This window comes from Falsochrobactrum tianjinense (assembly GCF_019100495.1).
Classification (GTDB): Bacteria; Pseudomonadota; Alphaproteobacteria; order Rhizobiales; family Rhizobiaceae; genus Brucella; species Brucella tianjinense.
In genome coordinates this window covers 101,666-123,199 of sequence record NZ_JAHRVA010000005.1, presented here as the reverse complement: position 1 = coordinate 123,199, position 21,534 = coordinate 101,666, and the positions used below count along the sequence as shown (strand labels likewise).

Below are 21,534 nucleotides of genomic sequence, written 5' to 3'. Positions count from 1 at the left end.
GCTCAACGTCCGCCCGGTTTGAAATTCTGCAATGTCATCAGGATGTTGTTCGAAATGCCCACGCTCGACGTACCGCCCAGAAGCAGGGATGCAATGGAGGCCGGGCTGCTCGCATTCGGATTGTTCATTTCATACATGGCCGTGAAGCGCGAAATAAGCTTGGACACATAATCAGGATCGGACATTTTGGAGAAATCAATCTGCTCCTCGATCATCTTGGCCTGTTTGTCGATATCGGCATTCGAGATAGAGGACGGCCAGCCAAAGGTCGTCTGCACCATGGCCAGAAGAGCCTTGTCGCCCAGAATCTCGTAAGCACTACTCAGCGTGGACGCCTTACGCTCGAAATAGAGCGCCAGACGCACACCTTCATTCTGACTGCCGGCATCGGCTTCGAGCGTCTGGCGAAGGTATTTATCGACCACGCCCTGCTGCACGGCGGTACTTTGCGTGGCTTCTGCGCCCTTGTCGGCGAAGTCGAAAAGGGTCGCGAATTCCTTGTAGCGCTTGTCGGTCAGCTTGTTTGCCATAGCGTCGTCGCTTGTGACGCCCTCGGTCAGTACCTTGCGAACGAATGCCTTGGCAAAAGCCATGTCTTCAAGGCCGAAAGCCTTCATCGCATAGTTATAAAGCCGCGAATCGGCCATGAAATCGTCGACGGATTTCACATTGCCGATATTCTCCTTGTAATAGGCAGTTTCCCGTTCGACCAGCGGCTCCTTCGAGACACGCTGCAACGACCGCGCCATATCTGACGCGATCAGGCGATAACTCGTCATTGTATCGACCATGCGCATAACCCCGCTATTCTTCTCCTTCCTTATGCTGGGCCAAGCTTGTCCGAAGCTGATGCCCTGCCAATTCATAGCCGTTGCGTCATGCAAGCTTCGCGCAAGGCGCAGTTCCTAATGTGCGCAAAGAAATTCTATCCACGGGAGTCTTGCGTTTTGGGCATTATCATCGGCCTCGCCATTACACTGGGCTGCATGCTGGGTGGTTTCATCGCCATGGGCGGCAATGTCAGCGTCCTTATCCAGCCGTGGGAATTTGTAATCATTCTGGGCGCGGCGCTAGGCACGTTTTTCATCGCCAACCCCCTCTCGCTCGTGAAAGATACAGGCCGGGCATGCGTGGAAGCTTTCACCAATGCTGTCCCCAAGCAGCGCGACTATCTCGACGTTCTGGGCGTGCTTTACAGCCTAATGCGCGAACTGCGCGCCAAGTCGCGCAACGAGGTGGAAATCCATATCGACAGCCCGACTGAATCCCCGATCTTCCAGACCTATCCAAGCATCCTGAAAAATGAAGACCTCATGCATTTCATCTGCGATTATTGCCGTCTTATCATTGTCGGCAATGTGCGCCCTTATGAGATCGAGGCGTTGATGGACGAGGAAATCCATACTATTTCGCGCGACAAGCTGAAGCCCTATCAAGCAATGAACACCATAGCCGAAGCGCTCCCCGCGCTTGGCATCGTGGCCGCTGTCCTCGGCGTCATCAAGGCTATGGGGGCGCTTGACCAATCGCCCGAAGTGCTGGGCCATCTGATCGGTGCAGCGTTGGTCGGCACTTTCGCCGGTATTTTCTTCTCTTATGGCGTAGTCGGCCCGATCGCCGCCAAAATCAAATCCACGCGCGACAAGAAGAACCGTCTCTATGTTGTCGTTAAACAGACGCTGCTTGCCTATATGAACGGCTCGCTGCCGCAGATTGCACTGGAATATGGTCGCAAGACCATCTCCGCCTATGACCGGCCCAGCATTGATGTAGTCGAGCAGGAAACCATGGCGACTACGCCGATCCAGCAGGCAGCCTGACATGACTATTTTGGGGCAAAACCGCAAGAATGACGTCCTCGCCGAAAACCTGCTGCGTGCAGCCGGACTTTCGGGCGACGACCTGAAATCACTGGCCCACGTCTTCAAGGATGCATCGGCCCATTTTTGCGACCGGCTCAAGCATGGTTGCGCGGCGGCATTCGATGTCGAGGCAGGCGCGGTCGAAAGCGCGGACGACCGCACATTCAGCGCTATTCTCGAGCAGGCTGCGATCATCGCGCCGCTCAAGGCCGAACGCTGGGGATGTACGCTTTATCTCACCGCAGACGCAACGCTGGTCTTCGCCGTGATCGAAGCCATGTTCGGCGCGCAGGGAAACCTTGGAAGCGTCGATACGGAGCGGCCCTTCGGAATGCTTGAGCATAAGGTTTCGGGGCTTCTGGCCTCCAATCTGGCCAGCGCGCTGGATCAGGTATTCACCGGCGGCGGGCAATCATTGTTCACGCCCGGCGAATGCGCCGACATGGCGGAATTTGACCCGGAAGCCTTCGAGCGCTCGCGCCTTTTCGCCTGCCGTATCGATGTAACGGCGGCAGGCAAGACCGGTGCCGTCCATCTTCTTCTGCCGCGCAGCAGCCACAAGCCCATGCAGGATGCCGTTGCTGCATTTTTGCGCCGTCCGATGAATCAGGCGGACCCTGCCTGGACAAAAAAGCTGCGCCAGGAAGTGAGCCGCGCCCGGATCGAGCTTGAAGGTTTTATCCAGCAGGGAGCGATGACACTGGAAGCCCTTTCCCGTCTGGAAGTGGGTCAGGTGCTTGCCCTGCCCGTCGATGCGATGGAGCAAGTGCGCCTTCGCGCTGGCCACCAGCAACTTTTCAAATGCACGCTCGGTAAATCGGGCATCCATTTCACCGTCAAGGTCGGCGATCCGGTCAATCAGGAAGAGGATTTTATCGATGAGCTTGTTGCTGGCTAATGTTCTTTCCACGCTGATGGCCCTCGCCTCGCTTGCAGCCCTGATCGTGGTCGGACGCAAGGCCAATGAGACGATCAGGCTTGGCAAGGCCCTGGCGCTGCGCGTCGCTGCCGCTTCCAATGGGCTGGAGCGGGTGGTCAAGGCGCTGCAAAGCGAGCGCACCGATCTTACTGACGAAACGGTCAAGCTGGAAGCGCGCCTGGCCGAAACGGCGCGCGTGCGGCGCGAGGTGGATGAGGCAATCGAAGAGCTGAACCGGCTGCGCAAGGCGCTGACACGCGATATGCGTCAGGCACGCAATGCCACGGAAGACACGGTTCACACCAAAAACATAGCCAATAACATGGCGAGGCTCGCGAAAGAGCCTGTGCCGCAGGAAAAAAGCGCCTTGCCGGTCTTCGTGCGCCGCGCCGTAAAGAAGGCAACTATTGAAATGGCAGGGCAGGCATGAGCGCCGAAAACGAGGATAGAAGCATGCAGCATGAGCTGGACGAAGCCATCGAGGAACTACGCGAGGAGCAACCGCGCAGCGCGCCGAAGGGGCCGGCAAAGCCCAATCTGGAGCTCATCATGGGCATTCCGGTCGATGTTCAGGTCGTGCTCGGCGGCACCAACATGCCGGTGGCCAACCTGATGAAACTGGGTCGGGGCGCTGTTATCACGCTCGACAAGCAGATCGGCGATCCCGTCGATATCGTCGTCAACGGACGGGTGATCGCACGCGGCGAAGTGATCGTTCTTGAAGATGATTCCTCGCGCTTCGGCGTCAGCCTCACCGAAATTATCGGCAAGTAACGGACCTCGACATGGCCGACAACGAGCAGCAAACCCTCCCTGACGACAATTCCGGCGAACTGATTGATATGCTCACGGGCCCGCAGAAGGCGGCTGCGATCCTTGTGGCCATAGGCCGTCCGTCTGCGTCGCGCCTTCTCAAGCATTTCAACTCGGACGATCTGCGCAAGCTTGCTGGCCATGCGCGCACGCTCGATCCGATTTCGCCGCTGGATTTCGAGCGTCTCGTCAAGCAGTTCGAGGATTCCTTCGCCGAAGGCGCGCCGGTTTCGGAAGCTGCCCAGCGTTTCGAGGGACTGCTGCGCGAAGCGCTGCCGCAGGATGAAGCAGACGCCGTGTTCGAAGAGCGCATCCAGCCGCAACTCGTGCAGGAATCGGTTTGGGTCCAGATCGCCCGCCTGCCCGTCGACCGCCTGCAAGCCTATCTTGTCGACCAGCATCCGCAGATCATTGCCTTTATCGTTTCCAGACTGCCGTCCGATCTCGCAGCACGCCTCTTCGTCGTATTGCCGCCGCAATTGCGCAGCGCGGTCGTGCAGCGCTCGCTGCATATCGGAAATGTCGCACCGGTCGCAGCGGAACTTCTGGAAGACGTCTTGCGACGGGATCTGCTCGGCCGCAGCGATGCGGGACCGGTCAAGGCGCATCACGGCCAGATCGCCAATATTTTCAACCAGCTCGACAAAAGCGAGATGGAAGAACTCATGGGTAGCCTTCAGGATCTCAACCGCGACGACATTGCGCGCATCAAGGCGAAGCTCTTCACCTTCGAGGATGTCGGACGGCTGTCGCAGCGCGCGCGGCTGCTGCTTTTCGATGAAGTGCAGACCGAGCAGATCGCGACCGCCCTGCGCGGCGCCAATGTCACGCTTCAGGAAATGGTGCTCTCCTCCCTTTCGACGCGCGGACGACGCATGGTCGAAAGCGAGCTTGGCGCTGAACAGGGAAACATCACCAGCCAGAACATCGCGGACGCCCGCCGCGCAATCGCCCGCATTGCCATCGACCTTTCGGAACGCGGCATCATTACCCTCGATGCTGGCGAAGCCTCTAATTAGGCTTGCGTGTGAAGCATGTCCGATGATGCTGACAAAGAGAGCAAAACAGAAGACGCGACCGAAAAGAAGATCAGCGACGCATTGGACAAGGGCAATATGCCCTTCTCCCGCGAAACGCCGATTCTGGCAGGCATTGCCTCTTTTCTGATCATCGCCATTTTCGCCGCAGCACCGGCGGCAACCAGGCTTACAGTCTTTCTGCGCGAACTGATCGACCGTCCAGAAGACTGGCTCCTCAACAGCGCGGAGGATGCCAGCCGGCTATTTGGCATTTTGGCGCTCGCAGTGGGGGCTGCGCTGGTGCCGGTCTTCATCATCATTCCGCTTGCGGGCATTGCCGCCTCGGCCTTGCAAAACGCGCCGCGCATCGTCGGCGAACGTATCCGACCGCAGGCGTCGCGCATATCACCCGTCAAAGGCTGGCAGCGCATATTCGGCCGCGCTGGCCAGGTGGAATTCCTCAAATCACTCGCAAAATTCATCGCGGCCAGTATCATCGTGTTTTTCGTGTTTTTCCGGGGCAACAGTCTTTTCACCGATGCTGTCTCGACCGACCCCAGCGCCCTGCCGGAATTCCTGCGCGAAAACGTGGTTCGGCTTCTGATCGCCAATGTGCTTGCCATCGCGGTCATTGCCGGGTTCGACCTTGTATGGTCGAGGTTCCACTGGCGGCAGGAACTGCGTATGACGAAGCAGGAAATAAAAGACGAGCACAAGCAGTCCGAAGGCGACCCGCTGGTGAAGGCGCGCTTGCGCTCGCTCGGACGCGACCGCGCCCGCCGGCGCATGATCGCGGCTGTGCCCACCGCAACGCTCATCGTCGCAAATCCGACACATTTCTCCGTGGCATTACGCTATCGGCCGAATGAAGACGCCGCTCCAACAGTGGTTGCAAAAGGACAAGATTTGATCGCTCTCAAGATAAAAGAAGTCGCTACTGCCAATTCGATTCCGATCTTCGAAGACATACAATTGGCGCGCGCACTCTATAAGCAAGTAAATGTCGACCAGATGATCGCACCCGAATTCTACAAGGCCGTCGCAGAACTCATCCGTGTTATCAATTCACGGCATTCGACACATTGATAGATTTCGCAGTAGTTTTGATCTATCCTGAAACATTAATATCCTGTTCTTCCGGATCGGCGGTGACACGATGAAAAGCCTGCAATTTTCGAACGAACGCGAAGCGATCATTGCTCAGAACATAAGCGAAGTCGCGACCGATCTCCGGCTCGTTGATCCTGCCGACTATATTGCCTTTATCCGCTGCGAGCTTTTCGCCAATATTGCCGATATCGTCAGCTCGGCCACAGAGCTGCACTTTTTCCCCGGTACGCTGGAATTCGGGCATGGCGGCGATTTTCACTGCGACTGGGACACCCAGCCATCCATCGTTCTCGACATGGAGTTTCGCAACAAGGGTGTTTACGCCTATTTCCGTCTCACACTCGGCGACAAGACGGCAGGCGTAGAACTGAGCCATATCGTGTTCGAGAATGCCGACGAAGACCCCGCAAAGAATACAGCCCGGCTCGTTGAGGCTTTCAACGATGCCCGGTTGCCCTTGCGCAAGATTGCATGAAGCAATGCCGCCGGAAGCGGAAAGCATCCGGCGGGGGTTGGCAATTACATGAGATGCTGGACTTCGGGCATGTCGATAATGCCAAGCGAAAGCGCCGTCGCCACAGCGGAAGTACGGTTGGAGCAGTTGAGCTTGATCTTGGCGTTCTGAAGATAGGTCACAACCGTCCAGCGGGCGATGCTCAGAATTTCGGCTATCTCCCCGTCCGTCTTGCCATTGGCCGCCCAGCGCAGGCAGTCGATTTCGCGCGGCGTCAAAAGAGATGCGACGGCACCCGAATCCTTGCAGCCGCAAAGCGTTCCATGAATAAGGCCGGATATACTCAACAGGCGGGGACGCAGCTTGGCGACAAACTGCTCGCGGTCTTCATCCTCGCCAGCCTCGAAGCTGAACAGGGTACAGCCCGGCGCACCCTTTGGATTGCGGGCAGATACACCGATATAAATATTGCCCAGACCGTGTTTTTCGGCATCTTGCAGCAGTTCTGCAACCGAAGGGCATTTCTCGGCATCTTCCTTGAGATCGCGTGCGATACCGCCGGCATCATTGCGAAAATAGGGAGCATCCTCCTGAAAAATCGGATCGATGACAAAATAATTCTTGTTGGCATATCGTGTGGCCCAGTTAGTGGGCACCGTCATCACGACCGTAAGATCAGAGGAACTCGCTTTGGTACAGTCTCCCATCCGCCCACGAAAAGTATGCATGATATGACGGCAACCTATTTCGTCGCGAATGCGTGTCAGGAGCGCTAGTGTGTCACCCTGAAAGGCGGTTCCGAAGAAGGTTTTCTTAAAATTTGGAAAATGGATCAGATCAAGACTCATTAGGGCAATATCCTTAATAATAAAGCCAGCTGGCCCTTGCCTCATGCCGCAAAAATATAGTGGCGAATCGACATTTACCGGGCTTTCAATTGTTTTTAAGTCACATAAAAAATGGGTACTCTGACAACCCGCAATTAATTGATTGCGGAGACTTACACACAAAAACCGTAAGAAATATGGCTTTTCAGAGAAAAACGTAGCCAGAGTGTCAAATTGTGTCGTTTGCAACCGACGCAGCCAGGCCAGTTGTTCCCTTTATGAACAACTGGCTATTTTTTCCCGTATGCTCGGAAAAAGAAATCGAGCGCCGATTCTACATTTGCTGTGACCGTCTGCGCGGAAGGTTCTTCCGACATCGCACCGAAAAGGCGTGGCCGGTATAGTCCCGATAAAAAAAGATCGGTCAATTGCTGCGCTTTTTGCATCGGGTCGAATGGCTCCAGCATGCCTGCCTCGATCATTCTGGAAAGATGCTCGGCCATGATGAGAAGGCTGCGCTTGGGTCCTCGCTCATAAAAACGGGCCGCCAGATCCGGTTTGCGCTCGCTTACGCCTAAAATGATGCGCTGCGTGCGGATGGCAGTAGCCGAGGTTATGAGTGTCACCAGCGCCGCGCCGAAATCGGCCAGTTCCTTGCGAGTCGAAAAACCCTTGTCCAACTGCTCGGTCAATTCGGCGAATAGAGTGTGCCGGTAATGTTCACAAAGTGCGACGAAGAGATCGTCCTTGCTGTTGAAATAGACGTAGATCGTACCCTTTGACACGCCCGCTTCACGGGTAATGTCGTTCATGCTCGCCGCATCGAAACCCATGCGCAGGAAGATGCGCTGTGCACCGTCGAGAATCTGGTGGCGCTTGGCCGGATCCTGTCCGGCAGCGAGGCGCGTGCGTCCGCAATCGACAGCAGATTCACCAACCTCTGTGCCATCCGAGCTGGCCACCTCGACGCAATCTTCACGATTCATTGTACTCAACTCTTCACTTTTTTCGAACCATGCGGTTCGATCCTGCTTGATATGAGCCTCACATTGCTTTAAGTCAACATCGAACCAGTTGGTTCAATGAAACTGTTATACAGAAAGTTCCCCGAATGTCCGCCCCCAAGTCTGTTGATATGGCTGATATCCGTCCTTTCCCGACCCCAACGGAGCCGGGGGAACAATCCAGAACCAAGGATGCAGTAACGAAGGGAGAGAGATCTTCTCCCCATCCACCCCCCGTTGCCATGCCCGAAGACCCGGCTTCACCGGAAGATACGCCCGGCAAGTCGCCTCAAAAACGCGGCATGCTTCTGGGTATTGCACTGGTCGCACTGGCTGGCGGGCTTTGGTACGGCTACAACTGGTGGACTGTCGGGCGCTTCATGGTTTCCACCGATGACGCCTATGTACAGGGTGATATTGCCTCCATCGCGCCAAAAGTGACCGGCTATATCGAATCCATCCCTGTCGCCGCCAACCAGCGTGTGAAGGCCGGCGATGTCATTTTCCAACTCGATGAGGGCGATTACCATATCGCGCTCGACGAGGCGGAGGCAAAACTCGCCACACAGAAGCACTCCCTTTCACGCATCAATGCGCAGATCGATGCTGCGCAAGCAGGACTTCAGCAGGCCCGGGCCGGAGAGCAGTCGGCACAGGCGGTCCTCACCAACGCCGAAAGCACCATGGCGCGCATTGAGAAGCTGCATGAAACGCGCTTTTCAGCGCAGGCGGAGTTGGATAATGCCCGCTCATCACTGGATCAGGCGCGCGCCGGATATGCCGCATCACTAGCACAGATCGCATCCGCGCAAGCAAATATCGACGTCCTGAAAGCGCAATATAGCGAAGCCGAAAGCAGCATGCGCTCGCTGGAACTGGCGCGCGACAAGGCCGCGCGCGATCTGTCTTTCACGACGCTGCGCGCACCCTTTGACGGCGTGGTGGGCAATCTTTCCGGCAAAAAAGGCGACCTTGTTTCACCCGGCCAGAAGATCGCGGCTCTGGTGCCGGTCAATCAGCTTTACATCGACGCCAATTTCAAGGAAACGCAGCTTGCCGAAATCAAAAGCGGCGAGACGGCGCATATCTATGTAGACGCGATGGGCGGCACCCACTTTGAAGGAAGGGTGGCTTCGATCGCGCCAGCTTCAGGCGCAGTATTCTCGCTACTACCGCCGGAAAATGCGACGGGCAACTTCACCAAAGTGGTCCAGCGCGTTCCGGTGCGCATAACCATTCCAGAGGAAGCGCTGCAATCGGGCGGAATCCGTGCAGGTCTCAGCGTCACGGTGGACGTGGATACGCGCACAGCCCCCGACAAGACGGCAGCAAACTGACGCCAGCATCCTATTCGCCGGAGCGCCACAATGGCCGCAGACTCCACCATAACCAGCGCTGCGGGGGGCGCCACTCTTTTCCCCGACGAACGCATCGATCCGAAAAAGGCCCTCGCCTTTCTCGCGATGGTGTTCGGCATGTTCATGGCCATTCTGGATATCCAGATTGTTTCCGCGTCGCTCGCGGAAATTCAGGCCGGTCTGGGCGCCAGCACCGACGAGATTTCCTGGGTCCAGACCTCCTATCTGATCGCAGAAGTCATCATGATTCCGCTTTCGGGCTTTCTGGGGCGGCTGGTATCGACGCGTGTGCTGTTTACCGTTTCGGCGGCGGGCTTCACCCTTGCGAGCATTCTGTGCGCGACCGCGACCAGTATCGAGCAGATGATCGTCTATCGCGCCATTCAGGGTTTTATCGGCGGCGGCATGATTCCGAGCGTCTTTGCGGCAGCCTTCACGATCTTCCCGCCTTCCAAGCGCTCGATCGTTTCGCCGATGATCGGCCTCGTCGCAACCCTTGCACCAACAGTCGGCCCCACCATCGGCGGCTATCTGAGCCACGCTTTCTCGTGGCACTGGTTGTTTCTGGTCAATGTCGGCCCTGGCATTCTTGTATCCATCGCCGCGTGGAACCTGATCGATTTCGACGAAGGCGACAGTTCGCTGCTCAGTAAATTCGACTGGTGGGGACTGCTTGGCATGGCCGCATTTCTCGGCTCGCTCGAATATGTTCTCGAAGAAGGACCCCGCAATGACTGGCTTCAGGACAATGTGATTTTCGTCCTGACCATTATATTGACGGTGGGCGGCCTCGTTTTTTTCTATCGTGCCTTCACGGCGGAAGAGCCCATCGTGGATTTCCGCGCCTTCCGAAACGTCAATTTCGCCTTCGGCTCGGTCTTTTCCTTCGTGATGGGCGTCGGGCTTTATGGCCTCACCTATCTTTATCCGCTCTATCTGAGCAGTATTCGCGGCTATGACGCGCTGATGATCGGCGAAGCGCTGTTCGTCAGCGGTCTCGCCATGTTTTTCACCGCCCCTGTTGCAGGTTTTCTGTCGGATCGCATGGACCCGCGCCTGATGATGATGATCGGTTTCATCGGCTTTGCGGCGGGCACATGGCTCGTCACGGGACTGACCGCCGACTGGGATTTCGATGAGCTTCTGCTGCCGCAGATCCTGCGTGGCTGTTCGCTGATGCTGTGCATGGTGCCGATCAACAATCTCGCGCTCGGCACATTGCCGCCCTCGCTGATGAAAAGCGCATCGGGCCTGTTCAACCTGACCCGTAACCTTGGCGGCGCGGTCGGACTTGCGGTCATCAACACGATCCTGATGCAGCGCGGAGACATGCATTATGAGCGTCTGGCCGAACATGTGCGCTGGGGCGATGCCGAAGCCGAGCAGATGCTCGCCAACCTCACAGCCAAATATAATGCAGCAGGCCTGGATGGTGCGACCATCGCTATCGCCAAAATGTCGGGCATAGTCCGTCAGCAGGCCACGCTGCTTTCTTTCATCGACGTGTTCTTCATCCTGACGATGATGTTCTGCTCGCTCGCCGTCTGTGCGGTGCTGTTGCGCAAGCCCAAGCAGCATGCAGGCGGCGGCGGGCATTAAACAGGCATGACGGTGAATGTGACATGACCATCTGCCCTGTCACATTCACCGTCATTAAAAATGTGCAAGCGTCCAATGGACGAATTGCTAAGCCTCTGAAAACGTGTTTCACTTCGCTTTGGTGCCATTTATGACAGCGCAGAACTGTCATTCAACCGTCATTGGGGGCCGCTATCGGGAGTGCGCGGACACCGGAATCGACCGGGGCGTTCGCCCGACTTAAACAGGGGAGTCAAACAATGCTAACTCATACCGCGCGTCTGCTGTCTCTATCGACCGCAATCGCAGTCGCCAGCGTCTCCATCGCTGCCGCAGAGCCATCAGCCGAACTCATCGCTGCCGCCAAGGCAGAAGGCGAACTGACCACAATCGCGCTGCCGCATGACTGGTGCGGCTATGGCGAAATCATCCAGAGCTTTAAGGACAAATACGGCCTCAAGGTCAATGAACTGAACCCCGATGCCGGTTCCGGCGACGAGATCGAAGCCATCAAGGCCAATAAGGACAATAAGGGTCCGCAGGCACCTGACGTTATCGATGTCGGGTTTGCTTTTGGAACCTCGGCCCAGAAAGAGGGCCTGATCCAGCCTTACAAGGTTGCCACCTGGGACGAAATCCCCGATAGCGCCAAGGACCCGGAAGGACATTGGTACGGTGATTATTATGGCGTTCTTGCCTTTGAAGTGAACAAGGACATCGTGCAGGACATCCCGCAGGATTGGGAAGACCTGCTCAAGAGCGATTATGCCAATGCGGTTGCGCTGGCAGGCGATCCGCGCGTTTCCGCCCAGGCCATTCTGAGCGTCCATGCTGCGGGCATCGCACGCGGCGGCGAGCCGGGCGCGGACGCTGCGAAAAAGGGTCTTGAATTCTACAAGGAACTCAACGCTAACGGCAATTTCGTACCCGTGATTGGCAAGGCCGCATCGCTGGCGCAGGGATCGACTCCGATCGTCATCCGCTGGGACTACAATTCTCTTGCCGACCGCGATACGCTCAAGGGCAATCCGGAAGTCGAGACCGTGATCCCGAAAACGGGTGTTTTCGCCGGTGTTTACGTGCAGGCAATCAGCGCTTATGCACCCCATCCCAATGCCGCCAAGCTCTGGATGGAGCATCTCTATTCTGATGAGGGCCAACTTGGCTATCTGAAGGGCTATTGCCACCCGATCCGCTTCAATGCGATGGCGCAGGCCGGCAAGATTCCACAGGATATGCTCGACAAGCTGCCTCCGGCGGAAGCCTATGAAAAGGCCATCTTCCCGACATTGGAACAGATCGAAGCCGCACAGGAAGAGATCACCAAGAACTGGGATAGCGTGGTAGGCGCGAACGTTCAGTAAGCTGTTGATCTGACACTTCTGTTTATGGCCTGCGGCGACCGGAAAGGTCGTCGCAGCGTTTTTCCGAACAGCCAAAGAAAGAATGCATGAGTTCATCAGCCGATACAATTGCACCGGCCAGCGGAGTGCGTAAACGTCAATTGCCGCTATCCTGGCTTGGCGTCGCGCCTTTTTTTCTGTTCGCCATTCTGTTTCTTCTGTGGCCGACCATGTATCTCGTCATCGGCGCATTTCAGGACCCGGCAGGCAATTTCACGCTCAAGAATATATATGATCTGTTCCAGCCGCAGATTTTGAGCGCCTACTGGATTTCGATCAAGGTAAGCTTCGCCTCTGCCGTTGGCGGCGCAGTCATCGGCTTTTTTCTGGCGTGGTCCGTGGTGCTCGGCAATCTTCCGCGCTGGCTGCGCCCCACTGTGCTGACCTTTTCAGGCGTCGCCTCCAATTTCGCTGGTGTTCCGCTGGCTTTCGCCTTTCTGGCAACGCTTGGTCGTGCTGGCCTGGTCACGATTTTGCTGCGCGAGTGGTTCGGCTTCAATCTCTACTCGACGGGCTTCAACCTGCTCAGCTTCTTCGGCCTGACGATCACCTATCTGTTTTTCCAGATACCGTTGATGGTGCTGATTCTCACGCCTGCGCTTGATGGCCTCAAGAAGGAATGGCGCGAGGCGTCTTCCATTCTGGGCGCGACCAATCTGCAATATTGGCGCATGGTGGCCTTCCCGATCCTCTGGCCCAGCCTACTCGGCACGTCGCTGCTGCTCTTCGCCAATGCCTTCGGCGCGGTCGCCACCGCCTATGCGCTGACCGGCTCTTCGCTCAATATCGTGCCGATCCTGCTCTATGCGCAGATTCGCGGCGACGTACTGCATAACCAAAATCTCGGCTATGCGCTGGCGCTGGGCATGATCGTCATCACCGGGCTGTCCAATCTTATATATATCTGGCTGCGTATGCGCGCCGAAAGGTGGCAGCAGTGAAAAGCTTCACCGTGCAAAAAATCGGCGCATGGATTGCCCTCCTGATCGGGGTAATCTATTTCGTTGTTCCGCTGATCGGCACCTTCGAGTTCTCGCTGCGTATGCGGCGCGGAGAATACTCCTTCGACGCTTATCGGGTAGTATTCGGCGATCCCAATTTTCAGGCGACCTTCGGCTATTCGATCATCCTGGGCTTTCTGACCATCATATTCGGCGTTCTCCTGGTCGTTCCAACCGCCTATTGGGTCCGTCTGCGCCTGCCCCATCTGCGCCCGCTCATTGAATTCATCACATTGATGCCGCTGGTTATTCCGGCCATTGTGATCGTGTTCGGGTACTTACGTATTTACAATTCGTCGTCATGGCTGCCCTTCACCGCATCGACGCGGGCGACCGATCTCCTGCTGATGTTCGGCTATGTGACATTGTCGCTGCCTTACATGTATCGCGCTATCGATACAGCCATGCGCACCATCGATGTCCGCACCCTGACGGAAGCAGCCCAAAGCCTTGGCGCAAACTGGGCCACCATCATGTTCAAGGTGATTTTTCCAAATGTGATTTCGGGCGTCATGAGCGGCGCATTCATCACCTTTGCCATCGTCATGGGCGAATTCACCCTCGCATCGCTGCTCAACCGCCCCGCTTTCGGGCCTTATCTCCAGCTTGTCGGGGCGAACCGCGCTTACGAGCCATCCGCACTGGCAATCATTGCGTTCGGCATAACCTGGCTCAGCATCATCATGTTGCAGCTTTTCTCACGCCTCAATAAATTCAAAACAACCGCCGGGTAACATTCATGGCTTTTCTTAATCTCAGGAACCTGAAAAAGAGCTTCGGCGCAAATACCGTCGTCCACGATTTCGATCTCGCCGTCGAGAAGGGTGAATTCGTCTCCTTTCTCGGGCCTTCGGGTTGCGGCAAGACCACCGTCTTGCGCATGATTGCCGGTTTTGAGACGCCCGATAGCGGCGCAATCGAGATCGACGGCAAGAATATTGTCGATCTCAAGCCCAACCAGCGCAATATCGGCATGGTATTTCAGGCCTATGCGCTGTTCCCCAATATGACGGTGGCGCAGAACGTCTCGTTCGGCCTGCGCGTTTCCGGCAAGCCGAAGGCGGAAATTGACGCCACCGTCAAGGAAATGCTCAGCCTCATCCGGCTGGAGCATCTCGAAGACCGCTATCCCTATCAGATGTCTGGCGGGCAGCAGCAGCGCGTGGCTCTGGCCCGCGCGCTGGCCACCAAGCCGCAGGTGCTTCTGCTCGATGAGCCGCTATCGGCCCTCGATGCCAAGATTCGCATTTCGCTGCGTCAGGAAATCCGCGCCATTCAGCAAAAGCTGGGCATCACCACGGTTTTTGTGACCCATGATCAGGAAGAAGCCCTGTCGATTTCCGACCGTGTTGTCGTGATGCATGAAGGCCGTGCCGACCAGATCGGGACGCCTTTCGACATTTACAACCGCCCGGCCTCACGTTTCGTCGCGTCTTTTGTCGGAACGCTCAACATGCTCGAAGCCGCCGTCAGCGAGCCGGGGCAAAACAGCATCGAGCTCGATGGATATAGTATCAAGGTTCATGAAGAACTTGGGCAATATCCCAAGGGCAAGCCGCTGACGCTAGCGCTGCGCCCCGAAGCGGTCAGCCTTGAAGCACGCAGGAGCCACGATACGGCGCTGGATGCGACCATCGAGGATGTGCATTTCCTCGGCTCGGTCATTCGCACCCGCGTGGCGCTGGGCAAGAACCGGCTTTCATTCGACGCCTTCAACGACCCGACCCAGCCGCCGCCGCAGCGCGGCGACAAGGTGACGGTGCATTTTGCATCGCATGATCTGCTGGTGCTGATGGATTAGTTCCAGGGGCCGTGGAAGTCGCCTTCCCTGTCGGTGCGCTTGAAGCCGTGGGAACCGAAGAAATCCCGCTGGCCCTGAATGACATTGGCCGTACCCAGCGATTGGGTGAAGCTGTCGAAATAGCTTAGCGCCGAACCAAGAGCAGGCAGTGGCAGGCCAGCCAGTGCCGCCTGTGCCACGATCTTGCGCAGTCCCTTTGAAGCCGTGCTCATGCGGTCGACAAAAGCGGGCACCAGCAGCAGGTTTTCGATCTCCTGCCCTTCAAAGGCGCGTGCAATATCATCGAGGAATTGCGAGCGGATGATGCAGCCCTCGCGCCAGATACGGGCGGTGGTTGCAAGTGGAATATTCCAGCCATGTTCCTTTGATGCCCCCGCCATGATCGCGAAACCCTGCGCATAGGCTGCGATCTTGCCTGCCAGAAGCCCCTGTTCCAGATCGGCAAGAAAACTTGGCTGATCGGTGATGTCGAGAGTGCGTGGGGTGGGCTTATATGCCTTCTCGGCAGCCTGTCGGTCGCTCTTGAGCGACGAAATCGAGCGCGCTGCGACAGCGGCTTCGATGCCCGTTGCCGGGACGCCGAGCATCTGTGCTTCGATTGCAGCCCAGCGGCCAGTGCCCTTCTGTCCGGCTTCATCGAGGATCATATCGACCATCGCCTTGCCGGTATCGGGATCGGTCGCCTTGAGTACTTTCGCCGTAATCTCGATCAGATAGGAGTTGAGCGGACCAGCATTCCATTTCTCAAAGACGTCGCCGATTGCAGGGGCGGACAGGCCAAGGCCATCGCGCAAAATACCATAGATTTCGGCGATCATCTGCATGTCGGCATATTCGATGCCATTATGGATGGTCTTGACGAAATGGCCTGCACCATCGGGGCCGACCAATGCGCAGCAGGGCTCGCCCTTATATTTTGCAGCCGCAGCCAGCAGGATCGGCGCGATGCGGTCATAGGCTTCCTGCGTACCGCCGACCATCATCGACGGGCCATGGCGCGCACCTTCCGCACCGCCCGAAACACCCATGCCGACAAAAGTCGGATCATTGGGGCCGAGCGTCTTGAGACGGCGCATTGTGTCTCGATAATCGGAATTGCCCGCATCGATCATGATGTCACCCTTCTCAAGCAAAGGCTTGAGGCGCGCAGTTTCCGCGTCGACCGGCGCTCCGGCCTTGATGAGGAAAATGATCGGGCGTGGCGCGCGAATATTGGCCGCGAGGTCTTCAAAGGTTGGGCAAGGGATAATGCGGTCGCGAAGCGCGCCAGCATTTTCAATAAAAGCTTTCAGAACAGGCTCATCACGATCATAAACGGCTACCTTGTAGCCTTTCTCGGCAATGTTGAGCGCAAGGTTTGAACCCATCACGCCAAGTCCGACCATTCCGATATCCGCTTTTTCCATTTTTCGACCCTGTCATACAGAAATAAAAGAGCTGGCAGACCGAACTCACGCAGCGATCATAATCGCGCTTTAGGCAGCAGTTCGTACAGTCTGCATCCTGTTGTAGACGGTCTAGGGCAAATGGCGCAATTTGGATAGGTCCCCGCAGTGAAAATCCCGTGAATGAGCCAGAATTCCCGGTCTCTGGCTCATTTACCCTGACTATTCAAAGTAGATTAAGTCTGTTCGAATGGCGAGAAGCATAGGCTATACAAGCTTCGCAGGATGAATGGGCGTAGAGGGTAAAACAGGTAATGACCAATAATAAGAAATTTCGCTGGGGCATCTGGGGTACGGGCGCAATCGCCAATGCTTTCGCCTCCGATATTCAGGCCAGCGAAAACATGTGCCTAAGCGCGGTCTGCTCGCGCTCGCTTGCAACAGCAGAAAATTTCCGACAGCGGCTTGGCGCGCAAAAGGCTTTCAGCGATCCCGAATCTTTTCTGAGCGACGGCGATGTAGATGCAGTCTATATCGCCACGCCCAATGCCATGCATGTTTCGCAGAGCTTGCACGCAATTGAGGCTGGCAAGCCATGTTTGACCGAAAAGCCGCTAACGCTTGAAGCAAATGGCGCAAACCAGGTTGCGATAGCAAGCAAAACACATAATGTCTTCGCTATGGAAGCGATGTGGAGCCGCTTTCTGCCTACTGTCACCGCTGCCAAACAGCATATCGAGGCGGGGCGGATCGGGGAGGTCAGGCACATAGAAGCGGACCTGTCCTATTTCCGCGCTGAAGAACCGCAGAGCCGCTTCTTTGATCCCGCACTCGGTGGAGGCGCCGCCTTCGACCTTGGCGTTTACCCTGTCTCGCTGGCGCTGCATTTTCTTGGCCTGCCCGATACAGCCGCTGGTCGCTGGCAGCGCGCCACAAGCGGCGTCGATATGCGAACCGAAATCGAGCTGGCATATTCCCATGCCAAGGCCCGGCTTTCCTGCGGCTTTGATCGCGACGGCAAAAATCAGATGCTGATAGAAGGCACCGACGGCGCGATCTTGCTGCATGCGCCGTTTCTGAAAGCACAGAGACTGACCATCTTTTCCGGCAAGGCGCAGCATTCGCCGCTCGGCCCCAAAAGCACTGGCGGCTTGATGGGTAAAATCCTCAATCGTCTGCCGCTGCCCGGCCGCACGGTCGAACATTATGCTTTTGCTGGCAACGGGCTTCATTTTCAGGCTGAGGCCGTGCGGGACGCCGTATTGCGCGGTGAAATTTCAAGTCCGGTCATGCCGCTTGCGCACAGCGCTGCGGTTGCCGATATCATTGGCACCGTGCTTGGCCAGCCGTCCGCAAACGCAGGTTAAAAACTGCTTTGCATCCGATAGGGTGCGGCGTTTTCATCCGCATTGTTCAATGCAAGGGCGGCTTCCGTTATATGCAGGGCGACGGGGCCGGAAAAGAATGCTGTCTCGCCCCGTTCTATGGCGCGTGCTTGATCGGCAACTCCGCGCATGAAGTCAATCTGTGAGGGGTAGGAAGGCAAACTGGCCTTGTCTGTCGCCGGATAGGAAAGCTTTTTTCCGATTGCCGGCTTCCAGGACAAAACTTTGCCAAGCCGCGTTTCCAGGCGGCCAAACAGGCGCGAGGCAAAGGATTTTCCGTCGCTTGCCTTGTCCAGGCGCACCGCCGAACGGTTGTCCCAAAGATCATCAACAGTGAGCGAACCCTTGTCGGCCACGATAGTCAGGCTGCGGTCGCGCGGCATGGCAAGCCCCGATGTGAGCCTTGCGACCAATCCCGACTTGAAGCGCAGGCAGCCGACCGAGAAATCCGGGGCCATCCTGATATGCTCGGTTCCCGGCCCCTTATCCTGAAAGGTAATGGCGGAAAATGCCGTCACGCTTTCAATCGGGCCAAAGAGCGAAACCAGCCATGAAAGCGCATAGCCTGCATGTTCCAGCGTGCAGCCGATCTCGAATTCATGCAATCCGGGCCATGGCGCACCCGATTGCGAACGCCATGTTGCCCATTTATCGCGAAAAACCGGGCCATCTTCCATCTCGGCATAGACGAGACGCGGAGTGCCGATATGCGTCAACGCACCCGAAACCAGCTTCTGCGCGTCGCTCAATCCGTTGGCGGGGGCTGCGGCAAGCGTCAGCCCTGATTGCTGCGCCAGATCGACCAACACCTTTGCATCAGGGAAATCCATCGCAAGAGGCTTTTCCGAATAGACATGCTTGCCAGCCGCAAGTGCCGCGCGCGAAATCTCAAAATGGCTTTCCGGCGTCGTCAGGTTGACGACGATCCCGACATCGGCATCGGCCAGAACAGCCTCGAAGCTTTCATAGGCACGCACACCGTAATGGGTAGAAAACACCCTGAGCCGGTCCACTGAGCGATCGAATGCGCCCAGCAAACGCAATTGCGGATAATTGCGCAAAGTCGTCATGTAATAATCAGCGACAAAGCCCGTGCCAACAATCGCGATATTCATGCGTGAACTCCGATTAGAGCATTTCCAGCAAAAGTGTGAAACGGTTTTGCGTAAGGATAATGCGTAAAACAAACAAATAGATTGGCTCGAACAGGAACCGCTCTAGTGGACAGACCGCTTCGGGATAGCCGCTCTGGCCGTCAGCCGTAGGCCGAAAGCTGCAAAAACGAGCATGAGCCAAACTGGATCCATGCGGCGGAAGAAAAAACTTTCCAGCATCGCATTCAGCGTGCCGAAAAACATGAACATCAGGAAGAAATCGGCAAGCAGCAAATTCTCCCGCACCGGCCTACACCGCGTATAATTAACAAGCGGCATCACGATGATAACGGCAATCGCACAAATCAAAGCCGGGATACCCATCGAGACGGCGATATCGAGATAGCCATTATGGCCATGCACAATGCCCCGCACATCCCAGTCCAGATAATAGGGGTTCGCGGCCTCCTTGGCCAAGCTCGTGCTCCAGAAACTTTCATAACCGAAGCCAGTCCATGGACGGCTTTGCAACGCCTCGATAGCGAAAGCCCAGATCGACGTGCGGCCGGTGAAAGTCGGGTCGACATCAAGCTGCAACACGATCTGATGAAGCGGCTCGAACAGTACTGTGCCTATCGTAAACAAAGCGAACAGCACCTGAATAGTGAATATCATCAAGGGAGCGAGAGAGCGAAGGCCGAAAATCCCCGGCCCGATCACCAGAAGCATTGCGAAGGGGACCAGTGCCGCCGTTGTTTTTGATCCGGTCTGCGCCACGAAAAACAACGCTGACAGCGCAATGAGCGCGCCGCTGATGCACCAGCCGCGCCGCCACAGATAAACACCCACAAATGCAAACGCGGCCATGATAGGCCCGGCGATATTCTTGTGTGTGAAAAGACCTCGCCATAAAAACGAATTCAGCGGCTCCACCGCATCGAACCCATGCGTGCCAAGATTGGGCAGCAGAAGCACGCCTGCATAAGACACAATGATGACGATTGCCGCCGTGACAAGCAGCATCATCGAATAACTATCGCCATCCTGCGGCAAGGCAAGAACGGCAAAAATCGCCAGGACGCCAATCAGGGTGAGCATGACGCCACGTATAGCGACAGACGGGTCAGGACTGACAAAAGCCGATGCCAGCAAGAACCCAAACATCAAAACCCATCCCGGACTGATCATTTGCAGGATTTTGCGCGGGTCCGTCAGCATCGCGAGCGTGGCCAGCGCAATCACTCCGACAAGACCGAAGCCAAGCTGGTTCACCATATCGCCCGACTGTTGCGTATCGGTTGGAGCCTGCGGAGCGAACGGGCGAAAAGAAATCAGCAGGATGCAAAGAATGACCGTTGCGACGACGAGCGCAATCTGCCGCCGCGTCACGTTCGCAGAGCCGGTCCGACCGGTGTCAGTTTTTATCCGGATTGCGGTATTGCTCATTCAGATATCCAAAATGCGCCATGACGCGCCCCAGCCCGATATGGATAAAATAGATGCCGACAGGAAAGGAACCCGCAGCAAATCCTTTTCTCACAGCCTTGATCGGAGAACAGGCCAGCAGCGCCAAGCTTTTCAAAAAGACGCGGATCTGGCCGAAAGGCTCGTCCTTGCGCTTGCGCTGTTCGATCAGGGTCGAAAGCATACCATTGCGTAAACCACGCGCGGTGATCCAGTCACGCTCCAGCCTGCGTGCGGGTACCGTTTCACGCACAATGCCTTCTGCGCACCACGCGATCTTGAAGCCCTTCGCCTTGGAACGGCTGATAAAATCGGTATCTCCGCCACCGGTGAAGTTGAATTTCAACTCCATGAAAGGAAAGCCTATCGCTTCGAGAACCGGGCGCGCAATCAGAAGATTGCCCGACGAATAAATAATCGGAACCACGCCTGTCCTGGTGTAATGCGGCTGAAATACCGGGTGGTTCGCCCATTTTTCGGCGCCGGGCTTTTCAAAGATCGGGCATTGCGGACCGCCAACTAGGCTGACATCATAGCGCTCGGCCGTGGAAACCATATTCTCGATCCATACAGGGTCGGCCAGCTCATCGTCATCAATAACGATGACATATTTGAAATTCGGAAAATATGTCATCGCAGTCAGCCAGCCCGCATTATAGGCATGGCAATTGCCGCGCTTGGTTTCGACAATCAGCATGCCTGAGTATTTGCCCGCTTCAAAAAGTGGTGCTGCAACTTCAGCCCCTTCGCGCTTTTCAGCCTCGTTTTCAATGACGACCACGGCAAAGCGCCGCCCGGTTATCTGCGCATTCAAAGTGTCAAGCGTACGCAGCAGATGTTCTGGTCTGCGAAAAGTCGGAAGCGACACCACGACTTCGATATCTTCATAATGAAGATCTGGTGTTTTAGAAATTACTTCAATATGGCTGGGTAATTCTGACATCGACGTTCCGGATTATTTCAGAGAGCATATTCAGATACTAATATTGGCCGTATATATAAACGTTTAAAGAAAAGTTCACCGCATGGCTGTAAGGATGCATAACAACGATTCTAT

Annotated in this window: 21 protein-coding genes; 14 read left to right on the top strand and 7 right to left on the bottom strand. The window is 56.3% G+C overall.

Annotated features, from left to right (window positions below):
- Positions 1-2: 2 nt before the first annotated feature.
- On the bottom strand, positions 3-791 hold the full coding sequence (locus KUG47_RS12555; RefSeq protein ID WP_217678319.1) for a DUF1217 domain-containing protein: 789 nt from the start codon (positions 789-791) through the stop codon (positions 3-5).
- Positions 792-947: 156 nt separating this feature from the next.
- Here KUG47_RS12555 and motA point away from each other — a divergent pair, with 156 nt between their 5' ends.
- From motA to KUG47_RS12520, 7 genes are all read left to right on the top strand, one after another.
- Positions 948-1,820: a flagellar motor stator protein MotA gene (gene motA, locus KUG47_RS12550; protein WP_340162806.1), complete on the top strand. Its 873-nt coding sequence runs from the start codon at positions 948-950 to the stop codon at positions 1,818-1,820.
- Between the two features lies 1 nt (position 1,821).
- The gene (locus tag KUG47_RS12545; protein WP_217678317.1) at positions 1,822-2,760 is read left to right on the top strand and encodes a FliM/FliN family flagellar motor switch protein; all 939 of its coding nucleotides are present in this window, start codon (positions 1,822-1,824) and stop codon (positions 2,758-2,760) included.
- A complete protein-coding gene (locus tag KUG47_RS12540; RefSeq protein WP_217678316.1) occupies positions 2,741-3,211 on the top strand; it encodes a BAB2_0123 family type IV secretion system effector in 471 nt (156 codons plus the stop codon). The genes KUG47_RS12545 and KUG47_RS12540 overlap by 20 nt, the downstream gene beginning before the upstream one ends.
- Positions 3,208-3,555 (top strand): flagellar motor switch protein FliN, encoded by a 348-nt coding sequence (gene fliN / locus KUG47_RS12535; protein ID WP_217678315.1) that lies wholly within the window; start codon positions 3,208-3,210, stop codon positions 3,553-3,555. The genes KUG47_RS12540 and fliN overlap by 4 nt, the downstream gene beginning before the upstream one ends.
- Positions 3,556-3,566: 11 nt before the next feature.
- Positions 3,567-4,613 carry a flagellar motor switch protein FliG gene (locus tag KUG47_RS12530; protein ID WP_217678314.1) on the top strand — a complete coding sequence of 349 codons (1,047 nt, stop codon included), beginning with the start codon at positions 3,567-3,569 and terminating at the stop codon, positions 4,611-4,613.
- Between the two features lie 15 nt (positions 4,614-4,628).
- Positions 4,629-5,699 carry a flagellar type III secretion system protein FlhB gene (gene flhB, locus KUG47_RS12525; RefSeq protein WP_217678313.1) on the top strand — a complete coding sequence of 357 codons (1,071 nt, stop codon included), beginning with the start codon at positions 4,629-4,631 and terminating at the stop codon, positions 5,697-5,699.
- A gap of 70 nt (positions 5,700-5,769) precedes the next feature.
- On the top strand, positions 5,770-6,198 hold the full coding sequence (locus KUG47_RS12520; RefSeq protein ID WP_217678312.1) for a hypothetical protein: 429 nt from the start codon (positions 5,770-5,772) through the stop codon (positions 6,196-6,198).
- Between the two features lie 44 nt (positions 6,199-6,242).
- On the opposite strand, the gene KUG47_RS12515 is transcribed toward KUG47_RS12520, so the two are convergent.
- Complete coding sequence (locus KUG47_RS12515; protein WP_217678311.1) at positions 6,243-7,025, bottom strand: helix-turn-helix transcriptional regulator; 783 nt, start codon at positions 7,023-7,025, stop codon at positions 6,243-6,245.
- A 269-nt stretch (positions 7,026-7,294) separates the two neighbouring features.
- A complete protein-coding gene (locus tag KUG47_RS12510) occupies positions 7,295-7,990 on the bottom strand; it encodes a TetR/AcrR family transcriptional regulator (protein ID WP_217678310.1) in 696 nt (231 codons plus the stop codon).
- 125 nt (positions 7,991-8,115) lie between these two features.
- On the opposite strand from KUG47_RS12510, the gene KUG47_RS12505 reads away from it, so the two are divergent.
- The 6 genes from KUG47_RS12505 to KUG47_RS12480 all read left to right on the top strand — a co-directional run bounded on the left by KUG47_RS12505 (position 8,116) and on the right by KUG47_RS12480 (position 15,149).
- Complete coding sequence (locus KUG47_RS12505; RefSeq protein WP_217678309.1) at positions 8,116-9,345, top strand: HlyD family secretion protein; 1,230 nt, start codon at positions 8,116-8,118, stop codon at positions 9,343-9,345.
- A gap of 30 nt (positions 9,346-9,375) precedes the next feature.
- Positions 9,376-10,965 (top strand): DHA2 family efflux MFS transporter permease subunit, encoded by a 1,590-nt coding sequence (locus KUG47_RS12500; protein ID WP_217678308.1) that lies wholly within the window; start codon positions 9,376-9,378, stop codon positions 10,963-10,965.
- A gap of 239 nt (positions 10,966-11,204) precedes the next feature.
- On the top strand, positions 11,205-12,308 hold the full coding sequence (locus KUG47_RS12495) for an ABC transporter substrate-binding protein (RefSeq protein WP_217678307.1): 1,104 nt from the start codon (positions 11,205-11,207) through the stop codon (positions 12,306-12,308).
- 86 nt (positions 12,309-12,394) lie between these two features.
- Positions 12,395-13,288: an ABC transporter permease gene (locus KUG47_RS12490; protein ID WP_217678306.1), complete on the top strand. Its 894-nt coding sequence runs from the start codon at positions 12,395-12,397 to the stop codon at positions 13,286-13,288.
- The gene (locus KUG47_RS12485) at positions 13,285-14,082 is read left to right on the top strand and encodes an ABC transporter permease (protein WP_340162805.1); all 798 of its coding nucleotides are present in this window, start codon (positions 13,285-13,287) and stop codon (positions 14,080-14,082) included. The genes KUG47_RS12490 and KUG47_RS12485 overlap by 4 nt, the downstream gene beginning before the upstream one ends.
- A 5-nt stretch (positions 14,083-14,087) precedes the next feature.
- A complete protein-coding gene (locus tag KUG47_RS12480; RefSeq protein ID WP_217678304.1) occupies positions 14,088-15,149 on the top strand; it encodes an ABC transporter ATP-binding protein in 1,062 nt (353 codons plus the stop codon).
- Here KUG47_RS12480 and gndA read toward each other — a convergent pair.
- Positions 15,146-16,555 (bottom strand): NADP-dependent phosphogluconate dehydrogenase, encoded by a 1,410-nt coding sequence (gene gndA, locus KUG47_RS12475; protein ID WP_217678303.1) that lies wholly within the window; start codon positions 16,553-16,555, stop codon positions 15,146-15,148. The two genes, KUG47_RS12480 and gndA, sit on opposite strands and share 4 nt — an antisense overlap.
- A 293-nt stretch (positions 16,556-16,848) precedes the next feature.
- Between gndA and KUG47_RS12470 the strand changes: the two genes are divergently transcribed.
- On the top strand, positions 16,849-17,901 hold the full coding sequence (locus tag KUG47_RS12470) for a Gfo/Idh/MocA family protein (protein ID WP_217678302.1): 1,053 nt from the start codon (positions 16,849-16,851) through the stop codon (positions 17,899-17,901).
- Here KUG47_RS12470 and KUG47_RS12465 read toward each other — a convergent pair.
- The 3 genes from KUG47_RS12465 to KUG47_RS12455 all read right to left on the bottom strand — a co-directional run bounded on the left by KUG47_RS12465 (position 17,898) and on the right by KUG47_RS12455 (position 21,420).
- A complete protein-coding gene (locus KUG47_RS12465; RefSeq protein ID WP_217678301.1) occupies positions 17,898-19,034 on the bottom strand; it encodes a Gfo/Idh/MocA family protein in 1,137 nt (378 codons plus the stop codon). The genes KUG47_RS12470 and KUG47_RS12465 overlap by 4 nt on opposite strands.
- 102 nt (positions 19,035-19,136) lie before the next feature.
- A complete protein-coding gene (locus KUG47_RS12460; RefSeq protein ID WP_217678300.1) occupies positions 19,137-20,459 on the bottom strand; it encodes an O-antigen ligase family protein in 1,323 nt (440 codons plus the stop codon).
- A complete protein-coding gene (locus KUG47_RS12455; RefSeq protein WP_217678299.1) occupies positions 20,428-21,420 on the bottom strand; it encodes a glycosyltransferase family 2 protein in 993 nt (330 codons plus the stop codon). Before KUG47_RS12455 ends, KUG47_RS12460 begins: the two co-directional genes overlap by 32 nt.
- Positions 21,421-21,534 lie beyond the last annotated feature (114 nt).